Origin of the sequence: Streptomyces cellostaticus, from assembly GCF_023630175.1 — a bacterium.
Lineage (GTDB): Bacteria > Actinomycetota > Actinomycetes > Streptomycetales > Streptomycetaceae > Streptomyces > Streptomyces cellostaticus_A.
In genome coordinates this window covers 20672-44250 of the sequence record NZ_JALLIN010000010.1, presented here as the reverse complement: position 1 = coordinate 44250, position 23579 = coordinate 20672, and the positions used below count along the sequence as shown (strand labels likewise).

At 72.3% G+C, this 23579-nt stretch carries 17 protein-coding genes and 1 pseudogene; 11 read left to right on the top strand and 7 right to left on the bottom strand.

The annotated features are described in order from the left end of the window. Positions 1–102: 102 nt before the first annotated feature. The 4 genes from MXD57_RS08650 (at position 103) to MXD57_RS08635 (ending at position 3094) form a co-directional block, all read left to right on the top strand. On the top strand, positions 103–756 hold the full coding sequence (locus MXD57_RS08650) for a TetR/AcrR family transcriptional regulator (RefSeq protein ID WP_250400738.1): 654 nt from the start codon (positions 103–105) through the stop codon (positions 754–756). 10 nt (positions 757–766) lie between these two features. Next, the gene (locus MXD57_RS08645) at positions 767–1069 is read left to right on the top strand and encodes a hypothetical protein (RefSeq protein ID WP_250400737.1); all 303 of its coding nucleotides are present in this window, start codon (positions 767–769) and stop codon (positions 1067–1069) included. A 111-nt stretch (positions 1070–1180) separates the two neighbouring features. Then, positions 1181–2239: a C40 family peptidase gene (locus tag MXD57_RS08640; RefSeq protein ID WP_250400736.1), complete on the top strand. Its 1059-nt coding sequence runs from the start codon at positions 1181–1183 to the stop codon at positions 2237–2239. Between the two features lie 255 nt (positions 2240–2494). Beyond that, positions 2495–3094, top strand: a complete 600-nt coding sequence (locus MXD57_RS08635) for a YcxB family protein (protein ID WP_250400735.1) — start codon at positions 2495–2497, stop codon at positions 3092–3094. Positions 3095–3269: 175 nt separating this feature from the next. Here MXD57_RS08635 and MXD57_RS08630 read toward each other — a convergent pair whose 3' ends face one another. Genes MXD57_RS08630 through MXD57_RS08610 form a run of 5 tightly spaced genes read right to left on the bottom strand, consistent with a single transcriptional unit; the run spans position 3270 to position 8800 of the window. Next, positions 3270–4523 carry a styrene monooxygenase/indole monooxygenase family protein gene (locus MXD57_RS08630; protein ID WP_250400734.1) on the bottom strand — a complete coding sequence of 418 codons (1254 nt, stop codon included), beginning with the start codon at positions 4521–4523 and terminating at the stop codon, positions 3270–3272. A 24-nt stretch (positions 4524–4547) separates the two neighbouring features. Next, positions 4548–5195: a GTP-binding protein gene (locus tag MXD57_RS08625; protein WP_250400733.1), complete on the bottom strand. Its 648-nt coding sequence runs from the start codon at positions 5193–5195 to the stop codon at positions 4548–4550. After that, complete coding sequence (locus tag MXD57_RS08620; RefSeq protein ID WP_250400732.1) at positions 5176–5586, bottom strand: DUF742 domain-containing protein; 411 nt, start codon at positions 5584–5586, stop codon at positions 5176–5178. Before MXD57_RS08620 ends, MXD57_RS08625 begins: the two co-directional genes overlap by 20 nt. Next, entirely contained in the window at positions 5583–6080 is a 498-nt protein-coding gene (locus tag MXD57_RS08615) for a roadblock/LC7 domain-containing protein (RefSeq protein ID WP_250400731.1), read from the bottom strand. The genes MXD57_RS08620 and MXD57_RS08615 overlap by 4 nt, the downstream gene beginning before the upstream one ends. Then, on the bottom strand, positions 6077–8800 hold the full coding sequence (locus MXD57_RS08610; RefSeq protein ID WP_250400730.1) for a sensor histidine kinase: 2724 nt from the start codon (positions 8798–8800) through the stop codon (positions 6077–6079). Before MXD57_RS08610 ends, MXD57_RS08615 begins: the two co-directional genes overlap by 4 nt. Before the next feature lie 384 nt (positions 8801–9184). On the opposite strand from MXD57_RS08610, the gene MXD57_RS08605 reads away from it, so the two are divergent. Continuing rightward, positions 9185–9973, top strand: coding sequence for a protein phosphatase 2C domain-containing protein (locus MXD57_RS08605; RefSeq protein WP_250400729.1), 789 nt, complete (start codon positions 9185–9187; stop codon positions 9971–9973). 63 nt (positions 9974–10036) lie between these two features. Here the strand turns inward: MXD57_RS08605 and MXD57_RS08600 are convergent, their stop codons facing one another. Then, a complete protein-coding gene (locus MXD57_RS08600; RefSeq protein ID WP_250400728.1) occupies positions 10037–10528 on the bottom strand; it encodes a MarR family winged helix-turn-helix transcriptional regulator in 492 nt (163 codons plus the stop codon). Between the two features lie 228 nt (positions 10529–10756). On the opposite strand from MXD57_RS08600, the gene MXD57_RS08595 reads away from it, so the two are divergent. Beyond that, the gene (locus MXD57_RS08595) at positions 10757–11581 is read left to right on the top strand and encodes a lysozyme (protein ID WP_250400727.1); all 825 of its coding nucleotides are present in this window, start codon (positions 10757–10759) and stop codon (positions 11579–11581) included. A 127-nt stretch (positions 11582–11708) separates the two neighbouring features. Beyond that, positions 11709–14080, top strand: a pseudogene (locus tag MXD57_RS32155) (SpoIIE family protein phosphatase). A gap of 83 nt (positions 14081–14163) precedes the next feature. Here the strand turns inward: MXD57_RS32155 and lon are convergent. Further along, complete coding sequence (gene lon, locus MXD57_RS08585) at positions 14164–16584, bottom strand: endopeptidase La (RefSeq protein WP_250400726.1); 2421 nt, start codon at positions 16582–16584, stop codon at positions 14164–14166. Positions 16585–16722: 138 nt separating this feature from the next. On the opposite strand from lon, the gene MXD57_RS08580 reads away from it, so the two are divergent. The 4 genes from MXD57_RS08580 (at position 16723) to MXD57_RS08565 (ending at position 23498) form a co-directional block, all read left to right on the top strand. Continuing rightward, entirely contained in the window at positions 16723–17400 is a 678-nt protein-coding gene (locus MXD57_RS08580; protein ID WP_250400725.1) for a spermidine synthase, read from the top strand. A gap of 109 nt (positions 17401–17509) precedes the next feature. Beyond that, positions 17510–18250: a response regulator transcription factor gene (locus MXD57_RS08575; RefSeq protein WP_250400724.1), complete on the top strand. Its 741-nt coding sequence runs from the start codon at positions 17510–17512 to the stop codon at positions 18248–18250. Then, positions 18247–19371, top strand: a complete 1125-nt coding sequence (locus tag MXD57_RS08570) for a HAMP domain-containing sensor histidine kinase (RefSeq protein ID WP_250400723.1) — start codon at positions 18247–18249, stop codon at positions 19369–19371. Before MXD57_RS08575 ends, MXD57_RS08570 begins: the two co-directional genes overlap by 4 nt. 302 nt (positions 19372–19673) lie before the next feature. After that, entirely contained in the window at positions 19674–23498 is a 3825-nt protein-coding gene (locus MXD57_RS08565; protein WP_250400722.1) for a multifunctional oxoglutarate decarboxylase/oxoglutarate dehydrogenase thiamine pyrophosphate-binding subunit/dihydrolipoyllysine-residue succinyltransferase subunit, read from the top strand. The last annotated feature ends 81 nt before the right edge of the window (positions 23499–23579 follow it).

The following is a 23579-nucleotide window of genomic DNA, read 5'->3' as shown; positions in this document are numbered from 1 at the left end:
CGGGGGCGGGGCGCGGGGCGCGTCCGCTCGCGCGGGGTGTGGGCACGGCCGGGTCCGGCCGTGCCTGCGCGGCTCGTCCGCGGGCCGATTACGCTGCTTGGCATGACCCCGCAGGCCGCCACCCCCGCCTATCGTCGCCTCAGTGTCGAGGAACGGCGCAGCCAGCTCCTCGACGCCGCTCTCTCGCTCTTCGCACACCGCGCGCCGGAGGACGTGTCGCTGGACGACGTGGCCGAGGCTGCGGGAGTCTCCCGTCCGCTGGTGTACCGGTACTTCCCCGGCGGCAAGCAGCAGCTCTACGAGGCCGCGCTCAGATCGGCGGGCGAGGAGCTCCAGCACTGCTTCGACGAGCCCCGGCTCGGTCCCCTGCTGCCCCGCCTGTCCCGCGTGCTCGACCGCTACCTGGCCTTCGTCGACCAGCACGGCACCGGCTTCAGCGCGCTGCTGCAGGGCGGCAGCGTGGTGGAGACCTCGCGCACGACGGCCATCGTGGACGGCGTGCGCCGGGCCGCGGCCGAGCACATCTACAGCCACCTGGGCGTCGCCGCGCCGGGGTCACGCCTGCGCATGACGGTCCGCACCTGGATCACGGCGGTGGAGGCCGCCTCGCTGATCTGGCTGGACGAGGACAAGCAGCCGCCGGTCGAGGAGCTGCGCGACTGGCTGGTCGAGCAGTTCGTGGCCGTCCTGGCCGTGACCGCCGCGCGGGACCCGCAGACGGCTGACGTGGTCGGCGCGCTCGCCGAGGAAGGCTGAGGGCCGGGCGATGAAGAGTGAGGACACCCCGTTCGAGGGCGGGCCCCTGGACGGGCGCGTGCTGCCGGTGCTGCTGGGCCCGACCGGCCACCCCCCGAAGGCGTACCGCGTTCCGGTGCCGGACGCGGCCGGCGGCCCGCCCACCGTGCACGTCTACCGGCGCGTTCCGAGGGGGCACAGCAAGCGGCTCGGTCTGGTGCGGGGCTGGAAGTACCTGTACGACCCGGAGGGCGCCCCCACCGAACGGCTCAGGTGGCCCTGGTCCAGGCCGGACAGCGGGCCGTCCCGCAAGCCGGACGACCCCGCCGGGTGAGAGCGTTGGGCCGTCCGGCCCACAATCGGCACACAAGCCCATGAACACGTCTGAATATCACCATGCGGATGCGGGCGGAGGGACCGTCCGCCCCGCACCGGAGGTGATGACGTGTCAGCAGTGTTCCTGCGCCTGGCCTGTACGGCCGCGGTGGCGGCCCAGGCCGTCCTCGCGCCCGTGCCCGCGGTGGCCGAACCCGCACCGCCCCGGTCCGTCTCCGAGCTGCTGACGGACCTTCAGCGGCTCTACCGGCAGACCGAGGAGGCCACCGAGTCCTACAACGCGACCGCGGAGCGGCTGAAGCGGCAGCGCGCGGAGGTGACCCGCCTCGACGGCGAACTGGCCCGCGCCAGGCTCGCGCTGCGGGACGGCAGGATCGACGCCGGGCGCCTGGCCCGGCAGCAGTACCAGAACAGCAGCGACCTCTCCCCCTACGTCCGTCTGCTGCTCGCCCGCGACCCGCAGCACGCGCTGGACGAGGGCCATGTCATCGGACGGCTCGCCCACGAGCGCGCCGAGACCGTGGACCGGCTCACCGGCACCGAACGGAAGCGGGACGCGCTGGCCAGAGCGGCCCGCGAGGCCCTGGACGAGCAGCTCACCCTCACCGAGAAGCAGCGGAAGCAGCGCGACGACGTCACGAACAGGCTCGGCGACGTCGAGCGGCTCCTCGCCTCACTGACCCCGCAGCAGCTTGCCGCGGTGGCGGCGCTGGAGCGGACCGGCGTGACCGAGGCGCAGCAGCGGCTCACGGCCTCCGGCGCCCTCGGCGACGACAAGCCGCCGTCGGGCGAGGGCACCCGGGCCGTCCGCTACGCGCTGTCCCAGGTCGGCAAGCCGTACCAGTGGGGGGCACAGGGCCCGGAGTCGTACGACTGCTCGGGGCTCACCTCGCAGGCCTGGGACCACGCCGGCACCCCGATCCCGCGCACCAGCCAGGAGCAGTGGGCCCGGCTGCCCAAGGTCCCGCTGGACGGGCTGCGCCCCGGCGATCTGGTGGTCTACTTCCCCGGGGCGACCCATGTGGCCTTGTACGTCGGGGGCGGCCGGGTCGTACAGGCACCGCGGCCGGGCCGGCGGGTGGAGGTCTCCCCCCTGGCGTCCGCTCCGGTCCTCGGCGCCGTACGCCCGGACGATCCCGCGCGGGATCAGGCGAGCGAGGCCGGGTAGGCGGACGTCTTCCCGGGCTCGCAGAAGCAGGCTCACGGCCCTACGGGGCTGCCGCCGGCGCCTGCTGTCGAGCTGGTCGCCCCCCATGGTGCCGTGGGCCGTCCGGCAGGACGTCGGGCCCTGGCACGGACCGTCGCGATCGCCGTACGGGTTCGCTCCCGGCCAGTCGGCATGAGGTGCGCGTAGAGCCGAAGGGTCCGCCCGAAGACCCCTATGATCCGTAATTCACAGCATCGGGACCACTGAGGCGAGGGCATGCAGGCGCTGACACTGAGCTACGTGCCGGAGAGCGACGACATCGCGGAACTGGCCGCCCGATCCCCCACGCGGCGCCGCTCGCGCAACAGGGCGTTGGTCAACTCAGGCGTGAGCCTCGTGCTGACGGTGGTCTTCGGCGCGTGCTGGACGAGCTCCGGCGATCAGCCCGACGTCTCGCTCATCACGGTGGCCTGTGCGGTGATGTTCGTAGGCTACGGCTACCGGGTGATCACGCTGTCCTCGCGCTGGGGCCTCCGCCGCAGGGCACGCAGGGTCTGGAACCGATCCCCCGCCCTGCGGCGGCTCCACGAGGAGGAGATCACCGAGGCGGCTCTGACCGTGAGCACGGAAGGCGTCACGCACACTTACGCCTGGTCGAATTTCAGTGAACTGAAGGAGTACGAGCGCCAGTTCGTCCTGATGGATCGCTCGGGCAGACCCGCTGTCGCGCTGCCCAAGCGTGGGCTGTCGGACCCGTCCCTCGTTCCGGTGTGCCGCCGCGCCCTGAGCGACTGCCTCGCGACTGCGGTACCGCGGCGAGACACGGCGACGCCGCGGACTCCAGCCGACCGCCTGCAGTCCCCGTCGACCGACTGATCCGTTGCACGGGCGTCGGCGACCGCCCCGCCCGTGGTTCGCGCCGGGGGCTGAACGCCATGACGCCGGCGGCCCCGGAGAGCTGTCTCCGGGGCCGTCCGCGGGCCGTGCGAGGGTGGCCGGCGTCGACCGACAACGGCGGAGGACGACGGTCGAAGCCCGGCTCGGAAGCCCGTCAGGCCCCGGCGAACGAGGCCAGGTAGGCGGCCGTCTTCTCGGGCTCGTAGAAGAAGTTCTCGAAGTCGGCGGGATCGTTGAACGCGTTGGCGAACCGGTCGGCGACGGGCTGGATCTGGCCGGCCGCGCCGATGAGGTTCAGGATGTGCTCCGGCGGCGGCGCCAGCATGGCGTTCGTCCACTTGGTGACGTGCCGGGCCGTGGCCCAGTACCGGTCGAAGGTGGCGCGCATCCAGTCCTCGTCGAACGGCTTGTCGCCCTGTTCGAGGATCGAGGCGAGGTAGGCGGCGGCGCACTTGGACGCGGAGTTGGACCCCTGCCCGGTGATCGGGTCGTTGGCCACGACCACGTCGGCGACGCCCAGGACCAGACCGCCCGAGGGCAGGCGGCCGACGGGGTTGCGCACGGTCGGGGCGTAGCGGCCGGCCAGGGTGCCGCCCGCGTCCGTGAGCTCGGCCTTCGTCGCGCGCGCGTACTCCCAGGGCGTGAACCTCTCCATGAGCCGGAGGGTCAGGGAGAGGTGCTCGGCAGGGTCCTTGACGCCGTTGAAGACGTCCAGCGGGCCGCCGGGGACGCCCTCCCAGAACAGGATGTCGGCGCGGCCCGAGGTGGTCAGGGTCGGCATCACGAACAGCTCGCCGACCCCGGGGACGAGGTTGCAGCGGACCGCGTCGAAGTCCGGGTGCTCGGGACGCGGGCCGAGCCCGTGCACGTAGGAGACCGCGAGGGCGCGCTGCGGCTCGCTGTACGGGGAGCGCTCGGGGTCGCGGCCGAACATCGACACCAGCTCGCCCTTGCCGGCCGAGACCAGCACGAGGTCGTAGGCGCGGGAGAAGTAGTCGAGGTCGCCGACGGCCGCGCCGTGGATGACGAGCTGGCCGCCGCGCTGGGCGAAGGTCTCCATCCAGCCGGCCATCTTCACCCGCTGGTCGACGGACTGCGCGTACCCGTTCAGCCTGCCCACCCAGTCGATCGCGCGCTGGGAGGGGCCCGGGTCGAAGGAGCCGGGGGCCGCGACCGAGACGCCCAGGCCCTCGATCCTCGGGGCCTGGGACTCCCAGAAGTTGAGCTGGAGGTCGCGCTCGTGCCCCAGGGCCGTGTCGAACATGCACTGCGTCGACATGACCCGCCCGGAGCGGATCTCGTCCGCGGTCCGGTTCGACATCAGGGTGACCTCGTAGCCGTGCGACTGCAGGCCGAGGGCGAGCTGGAGCCCGGACTGGCCGGCTCCGACGACGAGTATCTTGCGCATGCGGGTGGTGCTCCTAGGTCGGGACTACTCGGGGGTTTCGTCCAGCGCGTGGCCCACGAGGGCCAGAAGGGTCTCGATCACCGAGATCCGGCGCCGCGCGTCCATGGTCAATACAGGGATGTGCGCGGGTATGGTCAGCGCCTCGCGTACGTCCTCCGGCTCGAACAGCTCGCTGTCGTCGAAGTGGTTGACCGCGACGACGTACGGCAGTCCGCAGCTCTCGAAGTAGTCCAGTGCGGGGAAGCAGTCCTTCAGGCGGCGGGTGTCGGCCAGCACGACGGCGCCTATCGCACCGCGCACCAGGTCGTCCCACATGAACCAGAACCGCTGCTGGCCCGGCGTGCCGAACAGGTAGAGCACCAGGTCGTCGTCGAGCGTGAGGCGGCCGAAGTCCATGGCCACGGTGGTGGTCGACTTGCCCGGGGTGGCGGTGAGGTCGTCGGTGCCCTCGCTCGCCTCGGTCATCAGCGCCTCGGTCTGCAGCGGCGTGATCTCCGAGACAGCCGTGACCAGCGTCGTCTTGCCGACGCCGAAGCCGCCCGCCACCACTATCTTCGTGGCGACGGGGGCCTGCGTGCGGTCCTGCTGCCAGGCCTTCAGGTCCTCGTCGGGTTCGCTGAACCCGGCGACGAGGGGGGCGACGCCCGTGGCGTCAGAGACGGCGGAGTCCACTCAGCACCCTTTCCAGCAGAGCGCGGTCCGGACGGCCGGTGCCGTGACCGGTTCCGGTGCCGTACACACGGATCTTTCCCTGGTCCGCGAGATCGCTGAGCAGCACGCGGACCACACCGAGCGGCATCTTCAGCAGCGCGGCGATCTCGGCCACCGTGCGCATACGGCGGCACAGTTCGACGATGGCCCGCAGCTCGGGCATGACCCGGGTGGCGAGGGAGCCATTCGTCAGTTCCTTGCGCTCCTCGGGAGCCTCCAGCGCTGCCACGAAGGTCTCCACGAGGAGGACGTGGCCGAAGCGGGTACGGCCGCCGGTGAGCGAGTAGGGGCGGACACGGGCGGGTTTGCGCTCGCCGCCGCGCACGGGAAGTTTGTTCGGTGTGCCGCTCATCGGGCGCCCCCCGTCGGCTCGGCTTCCAGTGACTTGCGCAGCTCGCTGCGGAGTTCGGGGGTCAGGACATGGCCGGCCCGGCCGACGAAGAGTGCCATGTGGTACGCCACGACGCTCATGTCGCACTCCGCGGAGCCGTGCACGCCGAGCAGCGAGCCGTCGCTGACGGACATCACGAACAGGCTGCCCTCGTCCATCGCGACCATCGTGTGCTTGACCCCGCCGAACTGCATCAGCTTGGCGGCGCCGAGGGTGAGGCTGCCGATGCCCGAGACGACGGTCGCGAGGTCGGCGGCGGAGCCACGGGGGCCCTTCACCGGGCCGGACCTGCGGGACTGCTCGGCGTGGCCGGGGTCGGACGACAGGAGCAGCAGGCCGTCCGAGGAGACCACGGCGACGGACTGGATGCCGGGGACTTCCTCGACCAGGTTGGTCAGCAGCCAGTGCAGGTTGCGGGCCTCCCTGCTCAGTCCGAAGGTGCTGGGCGCGGTCAACTGCTTGCCTCCTCGACGGTGCCCCCCGTGGTGTCTTCGGAACGCTCTGAGATCTCCGCCTCTACGTCCCGGTAGCCGGCCTGCGCCCCCTGACGGAAGCCGCCGAGCCTGCGGCGGAGGGCGTCGGCGTCGACGGACGTTCCGCGCCGGCGGGGCTGGGCGGCGGCGGGAGCGGTGATCCTGGGTGTGCGCTTGGGGAGGCCCTTGCTGGTGAGCGCCTCGTCTTCGGCGTCGGCCGGTTCGTCTCCACCCGCGCCGTCCGTACGGCTCTCGTCGCCGGGCGCGGGTGGCACCGGTGCGGGGGCCTCGCGGTCGGCGGCCGCCGGCGGCGAGGCGACCTCCGGGAGCAGCAGCTCCATCGTCGTCTCGGCGAAGGTCTCCGCGGGCTCCTTCGGCCGGGTCACGGCCTCCTCGGCGGTCGGCTCCGCCGCCTCCGCGCGCGCGTGGACCTCGGAGTCCGCCGCCGGAGCGGCCTCCTCCCCGGCCTCGCGGGCCGTCTGCTCGGCGAGGGCGACCAGGGGGTCGGCGTCCGTGGTGCGGGTGCGCAGGACGTTGGAGTTGACCTCGGCGTTGGCGCCGGGGAGGGAGAAGCTCTGGGTGTCCGCGGCGGTGGCCGGGTGCGGGACCGCCGCCGCGGGCGCCTCGGCGAGCAGGGTCCGAGGCACGACGACGACCGCCGCCACCCCGCCCTGCTTCTGCTCGCGCAGCTGCACGCGGATGCCGTGGCGGTGGGCGAGCCGGGCCACGACGTACAGGCCGAGACCGAGGCCGTCGTCGCCCTCCTGGTCGTACGCCGACTCGGGGTCGAACTCGGCGAGGCGGGAGTTGAGGCGGTCCAGGCGTTCGGTGGTCATGCCGATGCCCTCGTCCTGGACGGACAGCATCACCTCGCCGGACTCCAGCAGCCAGCCGGAGACCTCGACGGGCAGGTCCGGCGGGGAGAACGAGGCGGCGTTCTCCATCAGCTCGGCGAGCAGGTGGGAGAGGTCGTCGGCGACGAAGCCGACGACGTGGGCGTGCGGGGGCAGGGCGGCGATGCGGACGCGCTCGTAGCGTTCGATCTCGCTGACCGCCGCGCGGACCACGTCGACCAGCGGGACCGGTCCGTGGGACTGCTGGACGTGCTCGGTACCGGCGAGGACCAGCAGGTTCTCGCTGTGCCGGCGCATGACCGTGGCGAAGTGGTCGAGCTTGAAGAGGGTGGCGAGCCGCTCGGGGTCCTGTTCGCGTTCCTCCAGTCCCTCGATCACGGCGAGCTGCCGCTCGACCAGGCCGAGGGTACGCAGGGCGAGGCTGACGAAGGTGCCGCCGATGCTGGTGCGCAGCCGGTCGAGCTGGGCGGCGGACGTGTCGAGTTCGGCGCGCAGTTCCTCGCGGGCGTCGGCCATCTTCTGCCGCTGACCGACCAGGTGCTTGCGGTCGGTCTCCAGCGTGGCCACCCGCTCCTGCAGGGCGGCCGCCCGCGCCTGCAGGGCGTTGACGGAACGGACGACCTGGGCGAACTCGTCGTTGCGGCCGGTGAAGGCGACCGGCTCCTGGCCGGCCGGGTCCTCCGCCTCGGCCAGCCGCGCCGAGCCGCGGCGCAGCACCGACAGCGGGCGGGTGAGGGTGCGGGCCATCGCGGTGGCGATGCCGACGGTGAGCAGGATCAGGGCACCGAGGACGGCGATGCGGATCTCCAGCGCGGTGACGTCGTCGTCCCGGAGCTGCTCGAGGTCCTTGGTGCGGTGGTCGTACAGGGCCGACTCGGCGCCCCGCATCAGGTCCACCCGGGCGGACAGGGCCGCGTCCAGCTTGCGGGAGCTGGTGGCGGGGTCGCTGCCGGTGAGGGTGGGCTGGTCGGTCAGGGCGGCGAGGTACTTGTCGGCGGAGTTGACCTCGGGACCGGTGACCGTGGAGTCGTAGGCGGCGACGGACGCCTTGGGGGCGGTCTCCCGGAAGTCGGCGAGGGCCGCGTCGGCCCGCAGCCGGGCCCGCTGGGCGGCGGCGGTGAGCGCGTCGCGCTGCTTGCGGCCGTCCTCGGTGGGCTCACTGGTCGTGGTGGGCAGGCCGGTGGCGGGGTCGACGACCGTCCGGGGGGTGGACGGGATGCCGAGTGCGGCCAGCAGCAGGCCCCGGGTGGCGGCGGACTGCTGGACGGCGCTGTCCAGTTCGGCGAGCGCGTGGCCGCCGGAGCCGGCCCGCGGCGGCATCCGCTCGGCCAGTTCACCGGCGAGCCGGTGCAGTTCCGTGATGGTCCCCGAGTACGCCTGGTGGGTCTTGAGCGCGTCGGACTTGCCGGTGAGCGCGGCGTGCCGGTCGACGGCGATCCGGTCGAGGGCGGTGCGCAGGGCGGCCGGGGTGTCCGGGTCGGCGCGCAGGTCCTCGGCCTGGCGGTCGACGCGGGCGCTGCGCTGCTCGGTGGGCGCCTTGGACTTGGGACGGCCCGCCGCTATGTAGGCGGTGACCTCGTCGCGCTCGTCGGCCAGCGAGTGGGCGAGTGCGAGGGCGTCCTGGGTACGGGCGGACAGGGTGACCAGGTCCTGGGATTCACTGACGTCCTGGGAGGCGGCGAGCAGCGAGGGTGCTCCCGCTCCGGCGATGGCGGCGGCCACCACGGCGACGGCCACGATCAGCCGGTTCCGCACGTGACGGGGGCGGCCGGTGCCCACGGGGGTCTGTTCGACGCCCTCTTCGGGGGTCGTCTGCCTGCCTGTGCGCCGAGGCCACTTCTTCTGCACCGGTGCTCGCATTCCTGAACTCGTCTGCTCAAGGGCCCGGGTGGCGCCCCGTTGTCTCGGGGCCAAGTGGTGCGTACACCCGGTTCATACGGTTCCCGACCCTCCCAGCGCCGGTGGGCAGTGGTCGCGCATCACCTGACCCGCCACTCGAAGGAGTGAACATCGGAGGGGAGTTGGCGGGCAAGTTCCAGCGGCGTGTGCGCCGCGTGGGTGCGGCGGGCCGGTTGGACGCGCGCGGCAGGCTTTGGCAGTATTCGCCACCACGCCTTTCCGGAGTGCGTCATTTACCCCCAAAGCAGGCACCTGACCTGCGAGGGGGTGCCAATTCGGCGATGGTTGGCAGCCTTTGGCGGAGGCTGTGAAGGGCTGGTGCAGACTGGCCGGATGCGAACTGATCTCGTTTCGGAGCCCGGCGACGCGAACCGCCCCAACGAGGACTTCGCGGGCGTCGGACTCCCGGCCTCCGGTCAGGGTGGTTGTGTGATCTTGCTGGACGGAGTGACGCCGCCACGCGGCGGCACGGGCTGCGGGCACTCCGTCCCCTGGTTCACGTCACGGCTCGGCGGGGCGCTGACCGAGCTGGCCGTTTCCGGCCGAGATCTGACGCTGCGGGAGGTCCTGTCGCGGGGTATCGCCCGGACGGCCGGGGCCCACGCGGACGGTTGTGACCTTTCTCACCCGCGCACGCCGCAGGCAACCGTGGCGCTGGCCCGCTGGTCCGCCGACCTGGTGGAGTACCTGGTGCTGTCCGACGCCGCCCTGCTCCTGCAGGCCCCCGACGGCACGGTCACCGCGGTGCTGGACGACCGGCTGGCCCGGCTGCCCCGCTCCGCCCTGGCCAGCGACGCGCTGGTCGACGCCGACCTGCGCAACCGGGAGGGCGGCTTCTTCACGGCCGCAGCCGACCCCTCCGTCGCGGGCCGCGCGGTCGCCGGCACCCTCCCGCGGGACCGGGTCCGGGCGCTGGCGGCGCTGTCGGACGGCGCGACCCGCTGGACGGAGCGCTTCGGGGAGGGCGACTGGGCCGATCTGTTCACCCTCGTCGCGCAGGAGGGCGCCCGCTCGCTGGTGGACCGGGTGCGCGCCCTGGAGGCCTCGGACCGGGAGGAGCGGGCGTACCTGGGCCGCGGCAAGACGCACGACGACGCGACGGTGGTGTACGCCGAGCTGTGAGCACGGGGCGCGGCGCCCGCGCCCGGCACCCACGGCCGGCGTTCCGCGCCCGGTGCTCTGCCCTCAGCGCTCCATGACGCCGTTCAACTCATGCAGAAGTCTGGCCAGTTCCGACACCTCGCGGCGGTCCCAGTGGGCGAGCTGGCTGACGTAGCGGGCGCGGCGGGCCTCGCGGACCGTGCCGACGCGGCCGCGGCCCTCGTCGGTCAGGGTGACCAGCCAGGCGCGGCCGTCGGCCGGGTCGGGCTCGCGGGCGATCAGCCCGAGTTCCTCCAGGGCCCGGAGCTGGCGGGACATGGTGGCCTTCCCCACGCCGATGTAGGCGGCGAGCTCGGTGGCGCGCTGGCCGCCGAGCTCGTCGAGGCGGATGAGCAGACCGTACGCGGAGGACTCCAGGTCGGGGTGGACCTCGCGGGCCATCTCGCCCTGGTTGGCCCGCGCCCGCCTGAGGAGCACGGTCAACTCGCGTTCCAGTGCCAGGAACTCCTGGTCTGCACCACTGGGCGTCACCTGCCCGGTGACACCGCGTACGTCGCCGTTTGCGTCCTCGTGCACGTCAGCACCCCTGATCGGTTTCGCCGTCCTGAAAGTTTTCGCCAACCGCCGTCATAGCCGCAGCTCTTCAAGTATTTCGCAGGCTTAGACCAACGGCAGCATCCGGCCCCCCTTCCCACGGTGTCATCTACGTGCGTAGCTTCAGTGGCAGGCAAGCACTGACATGCCCACACCAGTGGTTCAGCGGTCACCCCACGATCCCCCCACTCCTCTCCCCGGAGGCACGTCATGCCCGCGCACAGACCCGTCTCCCTCCGTCCACGCCCGCTCGCCGTCCTCGTCACGGCCCTGCTCACGGCGCTCGGCCTCGCCCTTCCGCTCACCTCCGCCCGGGCGGCGGCCGCCCCCGGCCGCGGCTCGGCGTCCATGGGCATGGGGGTGGCCGCCCACGACGGGCGGTCAGGCACCCCCAGCACCGGTGACGCCACCCCCACCGAGGGGGTGGACGTCTCCGGCCACCAGGGCAACGTCGCCTGGTCCACCCTCTGGAACACCGGCGTCCGCTGGGCCTACACCAAGGCCACGGAGGGCACGTACTACACGAACCCGTACTTCGCCCAGCAGTACAACGGCTCGTACAACGTCGGCATGATCCGCGGCGCGTACCACTTCGCCACCCCGGACACCACGAACGGCGCCACCCAGGCCAACTACTTCGTGGACCACGGCGGCGGCTGGTCGCGGGACGGCAAGACCCTGCCCGGAGTGCTCGACATCGAGTGGAACCCCTACGGCGCCGCCTGCTACGGCAAGACGGCCGGCGGGATGGTCAGCTGGATCTCCGACTTCCTGAACACCTACAGGGCGCGCACCGGCCGGGACGCGGTGATCTACACGGCGACGAGCTGGTGGAGCGACTGCACCGGCGACTACGGCGGCTTCGCCACCAGGAACCCGCTGTGGATCGCCCGCTACGCCTCGACCGTGGGGACACTGCCGGCGGGATGGTCGTACTACACGATGTGGCAGTACACCTCGTCCGGCCCGACCGTCGGCGACCACGACAGGTTCAACGGCGCGCTGGACCGGGTGCAGGCACTGGCCAACGGCTGATCCCCGCCCCGTGTTCCGGCACGGCGGCCGTCGTCGGGCGGCCGCCGTCCCGCTGCGTTGGTGCTCCGCGCCGCCCGGGATCATGCTGGTCAGGGAGAGCCTGCGGACAACGGCGGGATGAGCGGCGATGGAGCGACAGTCGACGTACACGGCCACGGCCACCATCGATGAGCAGGGCATCCTCACCGGCTGGAGCGAAGGCGCCCGCAGGCTCCTCGGTTACGAGGCCGCGGCGGTCGTCGGGCGTCCGGCCGCCGCGCTGCTCGCCGCCGCAGACGGCACGGCCGTCCGGCACCCCCCGGCCGGGCAGGACCGCTGGCACGGCACGGTGGCGCTGCGGCACCGTGACGGCCGGCGACTGGAGCAGGGGCTGCTCGCCCACCGCCGCACCCCGCGGGCCGGTGAGGCCGACTGGCTCGTGGTCACCGCCGTGGCGGACCGGCCGCAGCCGCGCGGTGAGCCGCTGGAGGAGTGGACCTTCATCCAGTCCCCCTTCCCGCTGGCGATCTTCGACACCGAACTGCGGCTGATGCGTGCCAACCGCCGGCTGGAGCGGGCGCTGTCCCTGCCCGAGGACGCGATGCGCGGGCTGCGGCTGACGCACATCGCGCCCGGGCCGGAGCGGGACGAGGCCGAGCGGACCATGCGCCAGGTGCTGGAGACCGGGGAGCCGCACGAGATGCGGGCCGTGCTCGGCCCCGACCTCGACCGGCCCACCGTCCTCACCCCGCTCAAGGACGGGACCGGCACGGTGCGCGCGGTCTGTCTCGCCACCCACCGGCACTCCCCGGGCCCCGCGGCCCGGGAGCGCGCCCCGGACCGGAACGCCGCGCACGATCCCATCGCCCCGGGCCTGGAGCGCACCGCGCGGGAACTGGCCGACGCCGCGGTGCCCCGGCTCGCGGACTTCATGGCGGTGGACCTCTTCGACTCCCCGCGCGCCCCCGGCGGCCCGGAGGACGCCTCCGCCGGCGGCACCCACCCGGTCGTCCTGCGCCGCGCCGCGGTGCGGGCCGAGTCCGACAACGGCGGCCCCCCGGCCGGGCCCGGGGTGGGCGGGACGGTGGCCTACGAGCCGGGGACGCCGCCCGCCCGGTCCCTGGCCAGCGGCCGGTCCGTCCTGCACGACGCCTCGGACCCGGTGATCTCGGGGTGGGTGGAAGTGGACCCCGGTGCCGCGTGGCTGAGCGCGTCCGGCACGCACTCGCTGATCGTGGTGCCGCTGCTCGCCGAGGGAGCCGCCCTCGGCGTCGCCCTGTTCACCCGGGACCGGCGCACCGAGCCGTTCGGCCCGGAGGACCTGCGGCTGGCCGAGGAACTGACCGCCCGGGCGGCCACCGGCCTGCACAACGAGCGGCGCTACTCCCGGACCCACGGCACCACCCTGGCCGTGCAGCGCGGCACGCTGCCGCACCCCCTTCCCGACCAGGCGGCGCTGGACATCGCCGGCCGGTACCTGCCGGCGGCCACCCGGGCCGGAGTGGGCGGTGACTGGTTCGACGTGATCCCGCTGTCCGGGGCGCGGGTCGCCCTGGTCGTCGGGGACGTCGTCGGGCACGGGACGCGGGCCTCCGCCACCATGGGCCGGCTGCGCACGGCGGTGCGCACCCTGGCCGACGTCGACCTCCCGGCGGACGAGCTCCTCACCCATCTCGACGACCTCGTGCTGCGGCTGGCCGCCGACGAGGGCAGCGCGGACACCCGGCCGCCGAGGCGGCGGGAGGCATCGGGACCACGTGTCTGTACGCGGTCTACGATCCGGTCTCGCGCCACTGCGCCCTCGCCCGGGCCGGCCATCCCCCGCCCGCCGTGGTCACCCCGGACGGAGCCGTGCGCCTTCTCGACGTGCCCGCCGGCCCGCCGCTCGGCCTCGGCGGGCTGCCCTTCGAAGCCCTGGAGACCGAGCTGCCCGAGGGCAGCATGCTCGTCCTCTACACCGACGGACTGCTCGAGGCCCGGGACCACGACATCGACGAGGCGCTGGACCAGATGTTCGACGCCCTCGCCCGGCCCGCGCCGACGCCGGACGCGGTCTGCGACCGGGTCCTGACCGAACTGCTCAGCCACCGCCCCGAGGACGACGTCGCCCTGCTCGTCGCCCGCACCCGCGCGCTGCACGCCGACCGGGTGGCCTGCTGGGAGCTGACCAGCGACCCCACGGTGGTGGCCCGGGCCCGCAGGCACGCGAGCGACCAGCTCGCCGCGTGGCGGCTGGAGGAAGCCTCCTTCACCACCGAGCTGATGGTCAGCGAGCTGGTCACCAACGCCATCCGCTACGGCCGGCCGCCCATCCGGCTGCGCCTCATCCACCAGGACGCGACCCTGATCTGCGAGGTCTACGACGCCAGCGGCTCCACCCCGCACATGCGGCGCGCCCGGATCTACGACGAGGGGGGCCGGGGACTGCTGCTGGTCGCCCAGCTCTCCGAACGCTGGGGCACCCGGCACGACAGGGTGGGCAAGACCGTGTGGGCGGAGCAGTCGCTGGCCGCGGGCTGAGGGCGGCGCCGCCCCGCCGGCGGAAGCGGTGAGGGCCCGGGTCCCGTGCGGGACCCGGGCCCTCCCTCATCCGGGAGCGTCCGTCACGCCGCCACCGGAACCTCCGGCTCCGCGCCGTTCGAGGCGGGCGCGAGGGCCAGCTCCAGCACCTGGCGCACGTCGGTCACGGTGTGGACGTCGAGGCGGTCCAGCACCTCGGCCGGGACGTCGTCCAGGTCGGGCTCGTTGCGCTTGGGGATGATGACGGTGCTCACCCCGGCGCGGTGGGCGGCGAGCAGTTTCTGCTTCACCCCGCCGACGGGCAGCACCCGGCCGGTCAGCGAGACCTCGCCGGTCATCGCCACGTCGGTGCGGACCAGCCGCCCGGAGAGCAGGGACGCGAGGGCGGTGGTCATGGTGATGCCCGCGCTCGGCCCGTCCTTCGGGACCGCGCCCGCCGGGAAGTGGATGTGCGCGCCCCGGTCCTTCAGGTCGCCCACCGGCAGCTCCAGTTCGGCGCCGTGGCTGCGCAGGAAGCTCAGCGCGATCTGCGCCGACTCCTTCATCACGTCACCGAGCTGGCCGGTCAGCGTCAGCCCGGCCGCGCCGGTCTCCGGGTCGGCGAGGGACGCCTCCACGAAGAGCACGTCGCCGCCGGCACCGGTGACCGCGAGGCCGGTCGCCACGCCGGGGACGGCGGTGCGTCGCTCGGCCGGGTCCTGGGCGGACTCGGGCACGTGGTGCGGGCGTCCGATCAGCGCGCGCAGGTCCTCGTCCCGGACGGTGAACGGCAGCTCGCGTGTGCCGAGTTCGTGCTGGGCCGCGACCTTGCGCAGCAGCCGGGCCAGGGACCGTTCGAGGGTCCGCACACCCGCCTCGCGGGTGTACTCGCCGGCGAGCCTGCGCAGCGCGCCCTCGTCGATCGTGACCTCGTCCCGGTCCAGGCCGGCCCGCTCGAGCTGGCGCGGGAGCAGGTGGTCACGGGCGATGACGACCTTCTCGTCCTCGGTGTAGCCGTCGAGGCGGACGATCTCCATACGGTCCGCGAGCGCCTCCGGGACGGCCTCCAGGACGTTCGCGGTGGCGAGGAAGACCACGTCGGACAGGTCGAGTTCGACCTCCAGGTAGTGGTCCCGGAAGGTGTGGTTCTGCGCGGGGTCGAGGACCTCGAGCAGGGCCGCGGCAGGGTCGCCCCGGAAGTCGGAGCCCACCTTGTCTATCTCGTCGAGCAGCACCACCGGGTTCATGGACCCGGCCTCCTTGACGGCACGGACGATCCGGCCGGGCAACGCGCCGACGTAGGTGCGCCGGTGACCGCGGATCTCGGCCTCGTCCCGTACGCCGCCGAGGGCGACCCGGACGAACTTCCGCCCCATGGCGTGCGCGACGGACTCGCCGAGGCTGGTCTTGCCGACGCCGGGCGGACCCACGAGCGCCAGCACGGCGCCTCCGCGCCGCCCGCCGATCACGCCGAGGCCGCGCTCACCGCGCCGCTTGCGCACCGCCAGGTACTCGGTGATGCGTTCCTTGACGTCCTCGAGGCCCGCGTGCTCGGCGTCGAGCACGGCCCTGGCCCCCTGGATGTCGTAGGCGTCCTCGGTGCGCTCGTTCCACGGCATCTCCAGCACCGTGTCCAGCCAGGTCCTGATCCACGAACCCTCGGGCGACTGGTCGCTGGACCGCTCCAGCTTGTCGACCTCCTTCAGGGCCGCCTCGCGGACCTTCTCCGGCAGGTCGGCGGTCTCGACGCGGGCACGGTAGTCGTCCGACTCCTCGCCGTCGCTCTCGCCGTTCAGCTCGCGCAGCTCCTTGCGGACGGCCTCGAGCTGGCGGCGGAGCAGGAACTCGCGCTGCTGCTTGTCGACGCCCTCCTGGACGTCCTTGGCGATGGTCTCGGCGACGTCCTGTTCGGCGAGGTGGTCGCGCAGTTGCCGGGTGGCGAGCCTCAGCCGGGCCGCCGGGTCGGCGGTCTCCAGCAGCTCGACCTTCTGCTCGGTGGTCAGGAAGGGCGAGTACCCGGAGTTGTCGGCGAGCGCGGAGACGTCGTCGATGGCCTGGACCCGGTCCACGATCTGCCAGGCGCCGCGCTTGCGCAGCCACGCGGTGGCCAGGGCCTTGTACTCCTTGACCAGGTCGGCGACCTGGCCGGGCAGGGGCTCCGGCACGGTCTCGTCGATCCGCGCGCCCTCCACCCACAGGGCCGCGCCCGGGCCCGTCGTGCCGGCGCCGATGCGCACGCGCCCGCGGCCCCGGATCAGCGCGCCCGGGTCGCCGTCGGCCAGCCGGCCGACCTGTTCGACGGTACCCAGCACGCCCGTCCTGGCGTAGGTGCCGTCGACGCGCGGCACCAGCAGGACCCGGGGCTTGCCCGGCTCCGAGCGGGCGGCGGCCTGCGCCGCCTCCACCGCTGCGCGTACCTCGGCATCGCTCATATCCAGCGGGACCACCATGCCGGGCAGGACGACCTCGTCGTCGAGCGGCAGCACCGGCAGTACGAGCGTGAACGCCGTGGACTCAGCAGCCATGATCTCCCCTTAGGCAGTCAACTTGAGCTATGCCGACTCAATGCATGACGCCTCGCTGTTGTTCCCGGCTCACTGTTCGCTGTCAGCGATCACCGAAATCACGGTGCCCGCGACACCGGATCGGAGCAGGATGGGCGCATGACTGCCGTGCACGACTCACCCGTGGTCCTGGACCGTCGCGAAGGCCCGTACGGCGAGGTGGTGCTGCGCAGGCACGGCGCACTGCTGCAGATCATCGCCAACGGCTGCTTCCTGATGGACACCTCCGACGGCCGCTCGGAGCGGCTGCTGGTGGACGCCGCGTACGACGCGCTGGACGGGCGTCCGGCGCCCGAGGCGCTGATCGGCGGGCTGGGCGTGGGGTTCTCGCTCGCACACGCCGCGGCCGGCGGACGCTGGGGGCGGATCACGGTCGTCGAGCGGGAGCCGGCCGTCATCGGGTGGCATCGCGGCGGGCCCCTGGCGGAACTGTCCGCCGAGGCGCTCGCCGATCCGCGCACCCGGATCGTCGAGGCGGACCTCCTCACCTACCTCGAGGAGACATCGGACACGTTCGACGCCCTGTGCCTCGACATCGACAACGGACCGGGCTGGACCGTCACCGAGGACAACGACGGTCTCTACTCCCCCGCCGGACTCGCCGCGTGCGCAAGGGCGTTGAAGCCCGACGGGGTGATCGCGGTATGGTCGGCCGCACCCTCTCCGGATTTTGAAGGAACCTTGCGGAATGCCGGATTCCGTCAGGTGCGTACCGAAGAGGTGCCCGTTGCCCGGGGCGTTCCGGACGCCGTGCACCTCGCCGTCCGCCCTGGATAGCGACGGCGTGGTCGGTCCCCGTAATGTGCTGCCCTGACGCGGATCATTCAAGCGTCAATCGCAGTCATGGGATCACCCCACTGATTCCGGAAAGCAACAGGGGCGGGCGATGGAGCAGACACACACCTCCCAGACCGGCGCGGCCACGACCACCCCCGGCGCACAGCGCCGGGTGCTGGTGGTCGAGGACGATTCCACGATCGTCGACGCCATCGCGGCCCGTCTTCGCGCGGAGGGATTCCTCGTGCAGACCGCGGCCGACGGACCGGCCGCGGTGGACACCGCCGAGGCCTGGCAGCCCGACCTGCTGATCCTCGACATCATGCTGCCCGGCTTCGACGGCCTGGAGGTCTGCCGGCGCGTGCAGGCCCAGCGCCCGGTGCCGGTGCTGATGCTCACCGCGCGCGACGACGAGACCGACATGCTGGTCGGGCTCGGCGTCGGCGCCGACGACTACATGACCAAGCCGTTCTCGATGCGGGAGCTGGCCGCGCGGGTGCACGTCCTGCTGCGGCGGGTGGAGCGGGCGGCCGTCGCCGCCTCCACGCCGCGCTCGGGCATCCTGCGGCTCGGCGAGCTGGAGATCGACCACGCGCAGCGCCGGGTGCGGGTGCGGTCCGAGGACGTCCACCTCACGCCCACCGAGTTCGATCTCCTGGTGTGCCTGGCGAACACCCCGCGCGCGGTGCTCTCCCGCGAGCAGCTCCTGGCCGAGGTCTGGGACTGGGCGGACGCCTCCGGCACCCGGACCGTGGACAGCCACATCAAGGCGCTGCGCCGGAAGATCGGCGCCGAGCGCATCCGCACGGTGCACGGTGTCGGATACGCACTGGAGACGCCGACGCCATGAGCGAGGGGCGGGAGGCCGCACGGAGGAGCCCCGGGAACCCCGCGGAGGACCCCTGGGGCGGCGGCGTACGCCCGTTCTCGATCAAGACCAAGCTGGGCGCGCTGGTCGTCATCTCGGTGCTGATCACCACCGGTCTCTCGATGATCGCGGTGCACACGCAGACGGAGCTGCGCTTCATCACGGTCTTCTCGATGATCGCCACACTGCTGATCACGCAGTTCGTGGCCCATTCGCTCACCGCCCCGCTGGACGAGATGAACGCGGTCGCCCGCTCGATCGCGCAGGGCGACTACACCCGCCGGGTGAGCGAGGGCCGCCGGGACGAGCTGGGCGGCCTCGCGGTGACCATCAACGCCATGGCGGACGAGCTGGAGGCCCAGGACCGCCAGCGCAAGGAGCTGGTGGCGAACGTCTCGCACGAGCTGCGCACCCCGATCGCGGGACTGCGCGCGGTGCTGGAGAACATCGTCGACGGGGTCACCGAGGCCGATCCGGAGACCATGCGGACGGCCCTGAAGCAGACCGAGCGGCTCGGCCGGCTCGTGGAGACCCTGCTGGACCTGTCCCGGCTCGACAACGGCGTCGTACCGCTGAAGATGCGGCGCTTCGAGGTGTGGCCGTACCTGTCGGGCGTGCTGAAGGAGGCCAACATGGTCGCCTCGGCGCGCGCGGGCCTCGCCTCGGGCTCCGGCAACCACACCCGCACGGACGTGCACCTGCACCTCGATGTCTCCCCGCCCGAGCTGACCGCGCACGCGGATCCCGAGCGCATCCACCAGGTGGTCGTCAACCTGATCGACAACGCGGTCAAGCACAGCCCGCCGCACGGGCGGGTGACCGTGCGGGCACGGCGCGGGCCGCAGCCGGACTCGCTGGAGCTGGAGGTGCTGGACGAGGGTCCGGGCATCCCGCGCTCGGAGTGGCACCGCGTGTTCGAGCGGTTCAACCGCGGCGCGGTGACCCGGCCGCACGGTCCGGGCAGCGACGGCGGCACGGGCCTGGGCCTGGCGATCGCCCGGTGGGCCGTCGATCTGCACAACGGCCGGATCGGCGTGGCCGAATCCGAGCGGGGCTGCCGGATCATCGTCACCCTTCCGGGAGAGACTTCCTTCCGAAGTTGACGTAGGGTCCGAACCGGAACCTCAAGATCCACGAGCGTCCGCGCAGCCGGACACGTGTGAACAGGGACGGGCCCCGACGACGCGCGCCGACCGGCGGCACCGGGCCCCGCCCGGCGATCCCGCACACCCGCTCACACATCCGGAACCACACTTGTTTCCCGCCATATCAAGCCCTGAAACAAGATTTCTGATGTGACTTACGTGACGATGGACGGACCCGACCTGACCTTCACGGTCTTGGAGGCGTAGCCTTTATTCCCGCTGTCCATCACCTTGTGAAGCGGAAGAGGGCGGTTGCCGCCGTGTCGCCACAGTCCCCCAGTAACTCGAGCTCCCCCAGCAAGACCGACGACCGAGCCGGGAAGAACCCCGCCGCCGCGTTCGGTCCCAACGAGTGGCTCGTCGACGAGATCTATCAGCAGTACCTCCAGGACCCGAATTCCGTAGACCGCGCCTGGTGGGACTTCTTCGCCGACTACAAGCCGGGCGCGCCTGCCGCGTCGGCCCCGGCGGGTACTGCGGCCGCGGGGGCCGCAGGGACCACCACCCAGGCTCCCCAGGCCCAGCCGGCCGCTCCGGCCCAGGCCGCTCCGGCGCAGGCGCCGGCGGCCGCCCCGAAGCCCGCCGCGGCCCCGGCCGCCGCTCCGGCTCCCGCCCCCGCGGCGAAGGCCCCCGCCGCCGCTCCGGCCAGGCCGGCGACGCCCGCACAGGCGCCGGCCCAGGCGAGGCCCCAGGCGGCCCCGGCCGCAGAGGCCCCCGAGGGCCCGGAGTACGTGACGCTGCGCGGCCCGTCCGCCGCCGTCGCGAAGAACATGAACGCCTCGCTCGAGCTGCCGACGGCCACCTCGGTCCGCGCGGTCCCGGTGAAGCTGCTGTTCGACAACCGCATCGTCATCAACAACCATCTGAAGCGCGCCCGGGGCGGGAAGATCTCCTTCACGCACCTGATCGGCTTCGCGATGGTGCAGGCCATCAAGGCCATGCCGTCGATGAACCACGCGTTCGGCGAGAAGGACGGCAAGCCGACCCTGGTCAAGCCGCCGCACGTCAACCTCGGCCTGGCCATCGACCTGGTGAAGCCCAACGGCGACCGCCAGCTCGTCGTGGCCGCCATCAAGAAGGCCGAGACGCTGAACTTCTTCGAGTTCTGGCAGGCCTACGAGGACATCGTCCGCCGCGCCCGCGACGGCAAGCTGACGATGGACGACTTCACCGGCGTGACGGTCTCGCTGACCAACCCCGGCGGTCTCGGCACCGTCCACTCCGTGCCGCGTCTGATGCCCGGCCAGTCCGTGATCATGGGCGTCGGCTCCATGGACTACCCGGCCGAGTTCCAGGGCACCAGCCAGGACACGCTGAACAAGCTCGGCATCTCGAAGGTCATGACGCTCACGTCGACCTACGACCACCGGGTGATCCAGGGCGCCGCCTCCGGCGAGTTCCTCCGCCAGGTCGCGAACCTGCTGCTCGGCGAGAACGGCTTCTACGACGGCATCTTCGAGGCGCTGCGCATCCCCTACGAGCCGGTCCGCTGGCTCAAGGACATCGACGCCTCGCACGACGACGACGTCACCAAGGCCGCCCGCGTCTTCGAGCTGATCCACTCCTACCGGGTCCGCGGCCACGTCATGGCCGACACCGACCCGCTGGAGTACCAGCAGCGCAAGCACCCCGACCTGGACATCACCGAGCACGGCCTCACCCTGTGGGACCTGGAGCGCGAGTTCGCCGTCGGCGGTTTCGCCGGCAAGTCCATGATGAAGCTGCGCGACATCCTCGGTGTGCTGCGCGACTCGTACTGCCGCACCACCGGCATCGAGTTCATGCACATCCAGGACCCCAAGCAGCGCAAGTGGATCCAGGACCGCGTCGAGCGGCCGCACTCCAAGCCGGAGCGCGAGGAGCAGCTCCGCATCCTGCGCCGCCTGAACGCGGCGGAGGCCTTCGAGACCTTCCTGCAGACGAAGTACGTCGGCCAGAAGCGCTTCTCGCTGGAGGGCGGCGAGTCCGTCATCCCGCTGCTGGACGCGGTCATCGACTCGGCGGCCGAGTCCCGCCTGGACGAGGTCGTCATCGGCATGGCCCACCGCGGCCGGCTCAACGTCCTCGCCAACATCGTCGGCAAGTCCTACGCGCAGATCTTCCGCGAGTTCGAGGGCAACCTCGACCCGAAGTCGATGCACGGCTCCGGCGACGTGAAGTACCACCTGGGCGCCGAGGGCACCTTCACCGGCCTGGACGGCGAGCAGATCAAGGTGTCGCTGGTCGCGAACCCCTCGCACCTGGAGGCCGTCGACCCGGTCCTCGAGGGCGTCGCGCGGGCCAAGCAGGACATCATCAACAAGGGCGGCACGGACTTCACCGTCCTGCCGGTGGCGATCCACGGCGACGCGGCCTTCGCGGGCCAGGGCGTGGTGGCCGAGACCCTGAACATGTCGCAGCTGCGCGGCTACCGCACCGGCGGCACGGTCCACATCGTCATCAACAACCAGGTCGGCTTCACCGCGGCCCCCGAGTCCTCGCGTTCCTCCATGTACGCGACGGACGTGGCCCGCATGATCGAGGCCCCGATCTTCCACGTGAACGGCGACGACCCGGAGGCCGTGGTCCGCGTCGCGCGGCTCGCCTTCGAGTTCCGCCAGGCGTTCAACAAGGACGTGGTGATCGATCTCATCTGCTACCGCCGCCGCGGTCACAACGAGTCGGACAACCCGGCCTTCACGCAGCCGCTGATGTACGACCTGATCGACAAGAAGCGCTCGGTGCGCAAGCTCTACACCGAGTCCCTGATCGGTCGCGGCGACATCACGCTGGAAGAGGCCGAGCAGGCGCTGCAGGACTACCAGGGCCAGCTCGAGAAGGTCTTCACCGAGGTCCGCGAGGCCACCTCGCAGCCGGCCGCCGGTGACACCCACGCACCGCAGGACGGCTTCCCGGTCGCGGTCCCGACCGCGATCTCCTCGGAGGTCGTGAAGCGGATCGCCGAGTCCCAGGTCAACGTCCCCGACCACATCACCGTGCACCCGCGTCTGCAGCCGCAGCTCCAGCGCCGGGCGTCGATGGTCGAGGACGGCACGATCGACTGGGGCATGGGCGAGACCCTCGCGGTCGGCTCGCTGCTGCTGGAGGGCACCCCGGTCCGGCTCGCGGGCCAGGACTCCCAGCGCGGCACCTTCGGCCAGCGCCACGCGGTACTGATCGACCGCAGCACCGGCGAGGAGTACACGCCGCTGCAGTACCTCTCCGATGACCAGGCCCGCCTGAACGTCTACAACTCGCTGCTCTCCGAGTACGCGGCGATGGGCTTCGAGTACGGCTACTCGCTGGCCCGTCCCGACGCGCTGGTGATGTGGGAGGCCCAGTTCGGCGACTTCGTCAACGGCGCCCAGACCGTCGTGGACGAGTTCATCTCCTCGGCCGAGCAGAAGTGGGGCCAGACCTCCGGCGTCACCCTGCTGCTGCCGCACGGCTACGAGGGCCAGGGCCCGGACCACTCCTCGGCCCGCCCGGAGCGTTTCCTGCAGCTCTGCGCGCAGAACAACATGACGGTCGCGATGCCGACCTCGCCGTCGAACTACTTCCACCTCCTGCGGTGGCAGGTGCACAACCCGCACCACAAGCCGCTGGTCGTCTTCACCCCGAAGTCGATGCTGCGCCTGAAGGCGGCGGCCTCGAAGGCGGAGGAGTTCACCTCGGGCGAGTTCCGTCCGGTCATCGGCGACAACACCGTCGACCCGGCGGCGGTCCGCAAGGTCGTCTTCTGCGCCGGCAAGGTCTACTACGACCTCGAGGCCGAGCGGCAGAAGCGCGGCGCCGTGGACACGGCGATCATCCGCATCGAGCGCCTGTACCCGCTGCCGGGTGCGGAGCTCCAGGCGGAGGTCAACAAGTACCCGAACGCCGAGAAGTACCTGTGGACGCAGGAGGAGCCCGCCAACCAGGGTGCCTGGCCGTTCATCGCGCTCAACCTGATCGACCACCTGGACCTGGCGGTCGGCGCGGACATCCCGGCCGGCGAGCGGCTGCGGCGCATCTCGCGTCCGCACGGCTCGTCCCCGGCGGTGGGTTCCGCGAAGCGTCACCAGGCCGAGCAGGAGCAGCTCGTGCGTGAGGTGTTCGAGGCGTAGGCCTCGGCGGCTCAGCCGCGGATGGGGCCCGGCTCCGAGTTCTCAGCGACTCGGGGCCGGGCCCTTCGCTCATGAGGCAGG

Excerpts from the sequence above, each read along its gene's own strand:
- MXD57_RS08635 (WP_250400735.1), top strand. The coding sequence starts at position 2,495 with ATGCAGGCGCTGACACTGAGCTACGTGCCGGAGAGCGACGACATCGCG.
- MXD57_RS08595 (WP_250400727.1), top strand. The coding sequence starts at position 10,757 with ATGCCCGCGCACAGACCCGTCTCCCTCCGTCCACGCCCGCTCGCCGTC.
- MXD57_RS08650 (WP_250400738.1), top strand. The coding sequence starts at position 103 with ATGACCCCGCAGGCCGCCACCCCCGCCTATCGTCGCCTCAGTGTCGAG.
- MXD57_RS08630 (WP_250400734.1), bottom strand. The coding sequence starts at position 4,523 with ATGCGCAAGATACTCGTCGTCGGAGCCGGCCAGTCCGGGCTCCAGCTC.
- MXD57_RS08580 (WP_250400725.1), top strand. The coding sequence starts at position 16,723 with ATGACTGCCGTGCACGACTCACCCGTGGTCCTGGACCGTCGCGAAGGC.
- MXD57_RS08570 (WP_250400723.1), top strand. The coding sequence starts at position 18,247 with ATGAGCGAGGGGCGGGAGGCCGCACGGAGGAGCCCCGGGAACCCCGCG.
- MXD57_RS08645 (WP_250400737.1), top strand. The coding sequence starts at position 767 with ATGAAGAGTGAGGACACCCCGTTCGAGGGCGGGCCCCTGGACGGGCGC.
- MXD57_RS08575 (WP_250400724.1), top strand. The coding sequence starts at position 17,510 with ATGGAGCAGACACACACCTCCCAGACCGGCGCGGCCACGACCACCCCC.
- MXD57_RS08605 (WP_250400729.1), top strand. The coding sequence starts at position 9,185 with ATGCGAACTGATCTCGTTTCGGAGCCCGGCGACGCGAACCGCCCCAAC.
- lon (WP_250400726.1), bottom strand. The coding sequence starts at position 16,584 with ATGGCTGCTGAGTCCACGGCGTTCACGCTCGTACTGCCGGTGCTGCCG.
- MXD57_RS08620 (WP_250400732.1), bottom strand. The coding sequence starts at position 5,586 with ATGAGCGGCACACCGAACAAACTTCCCGTGCGCGGCGGCGAGCGCAAA.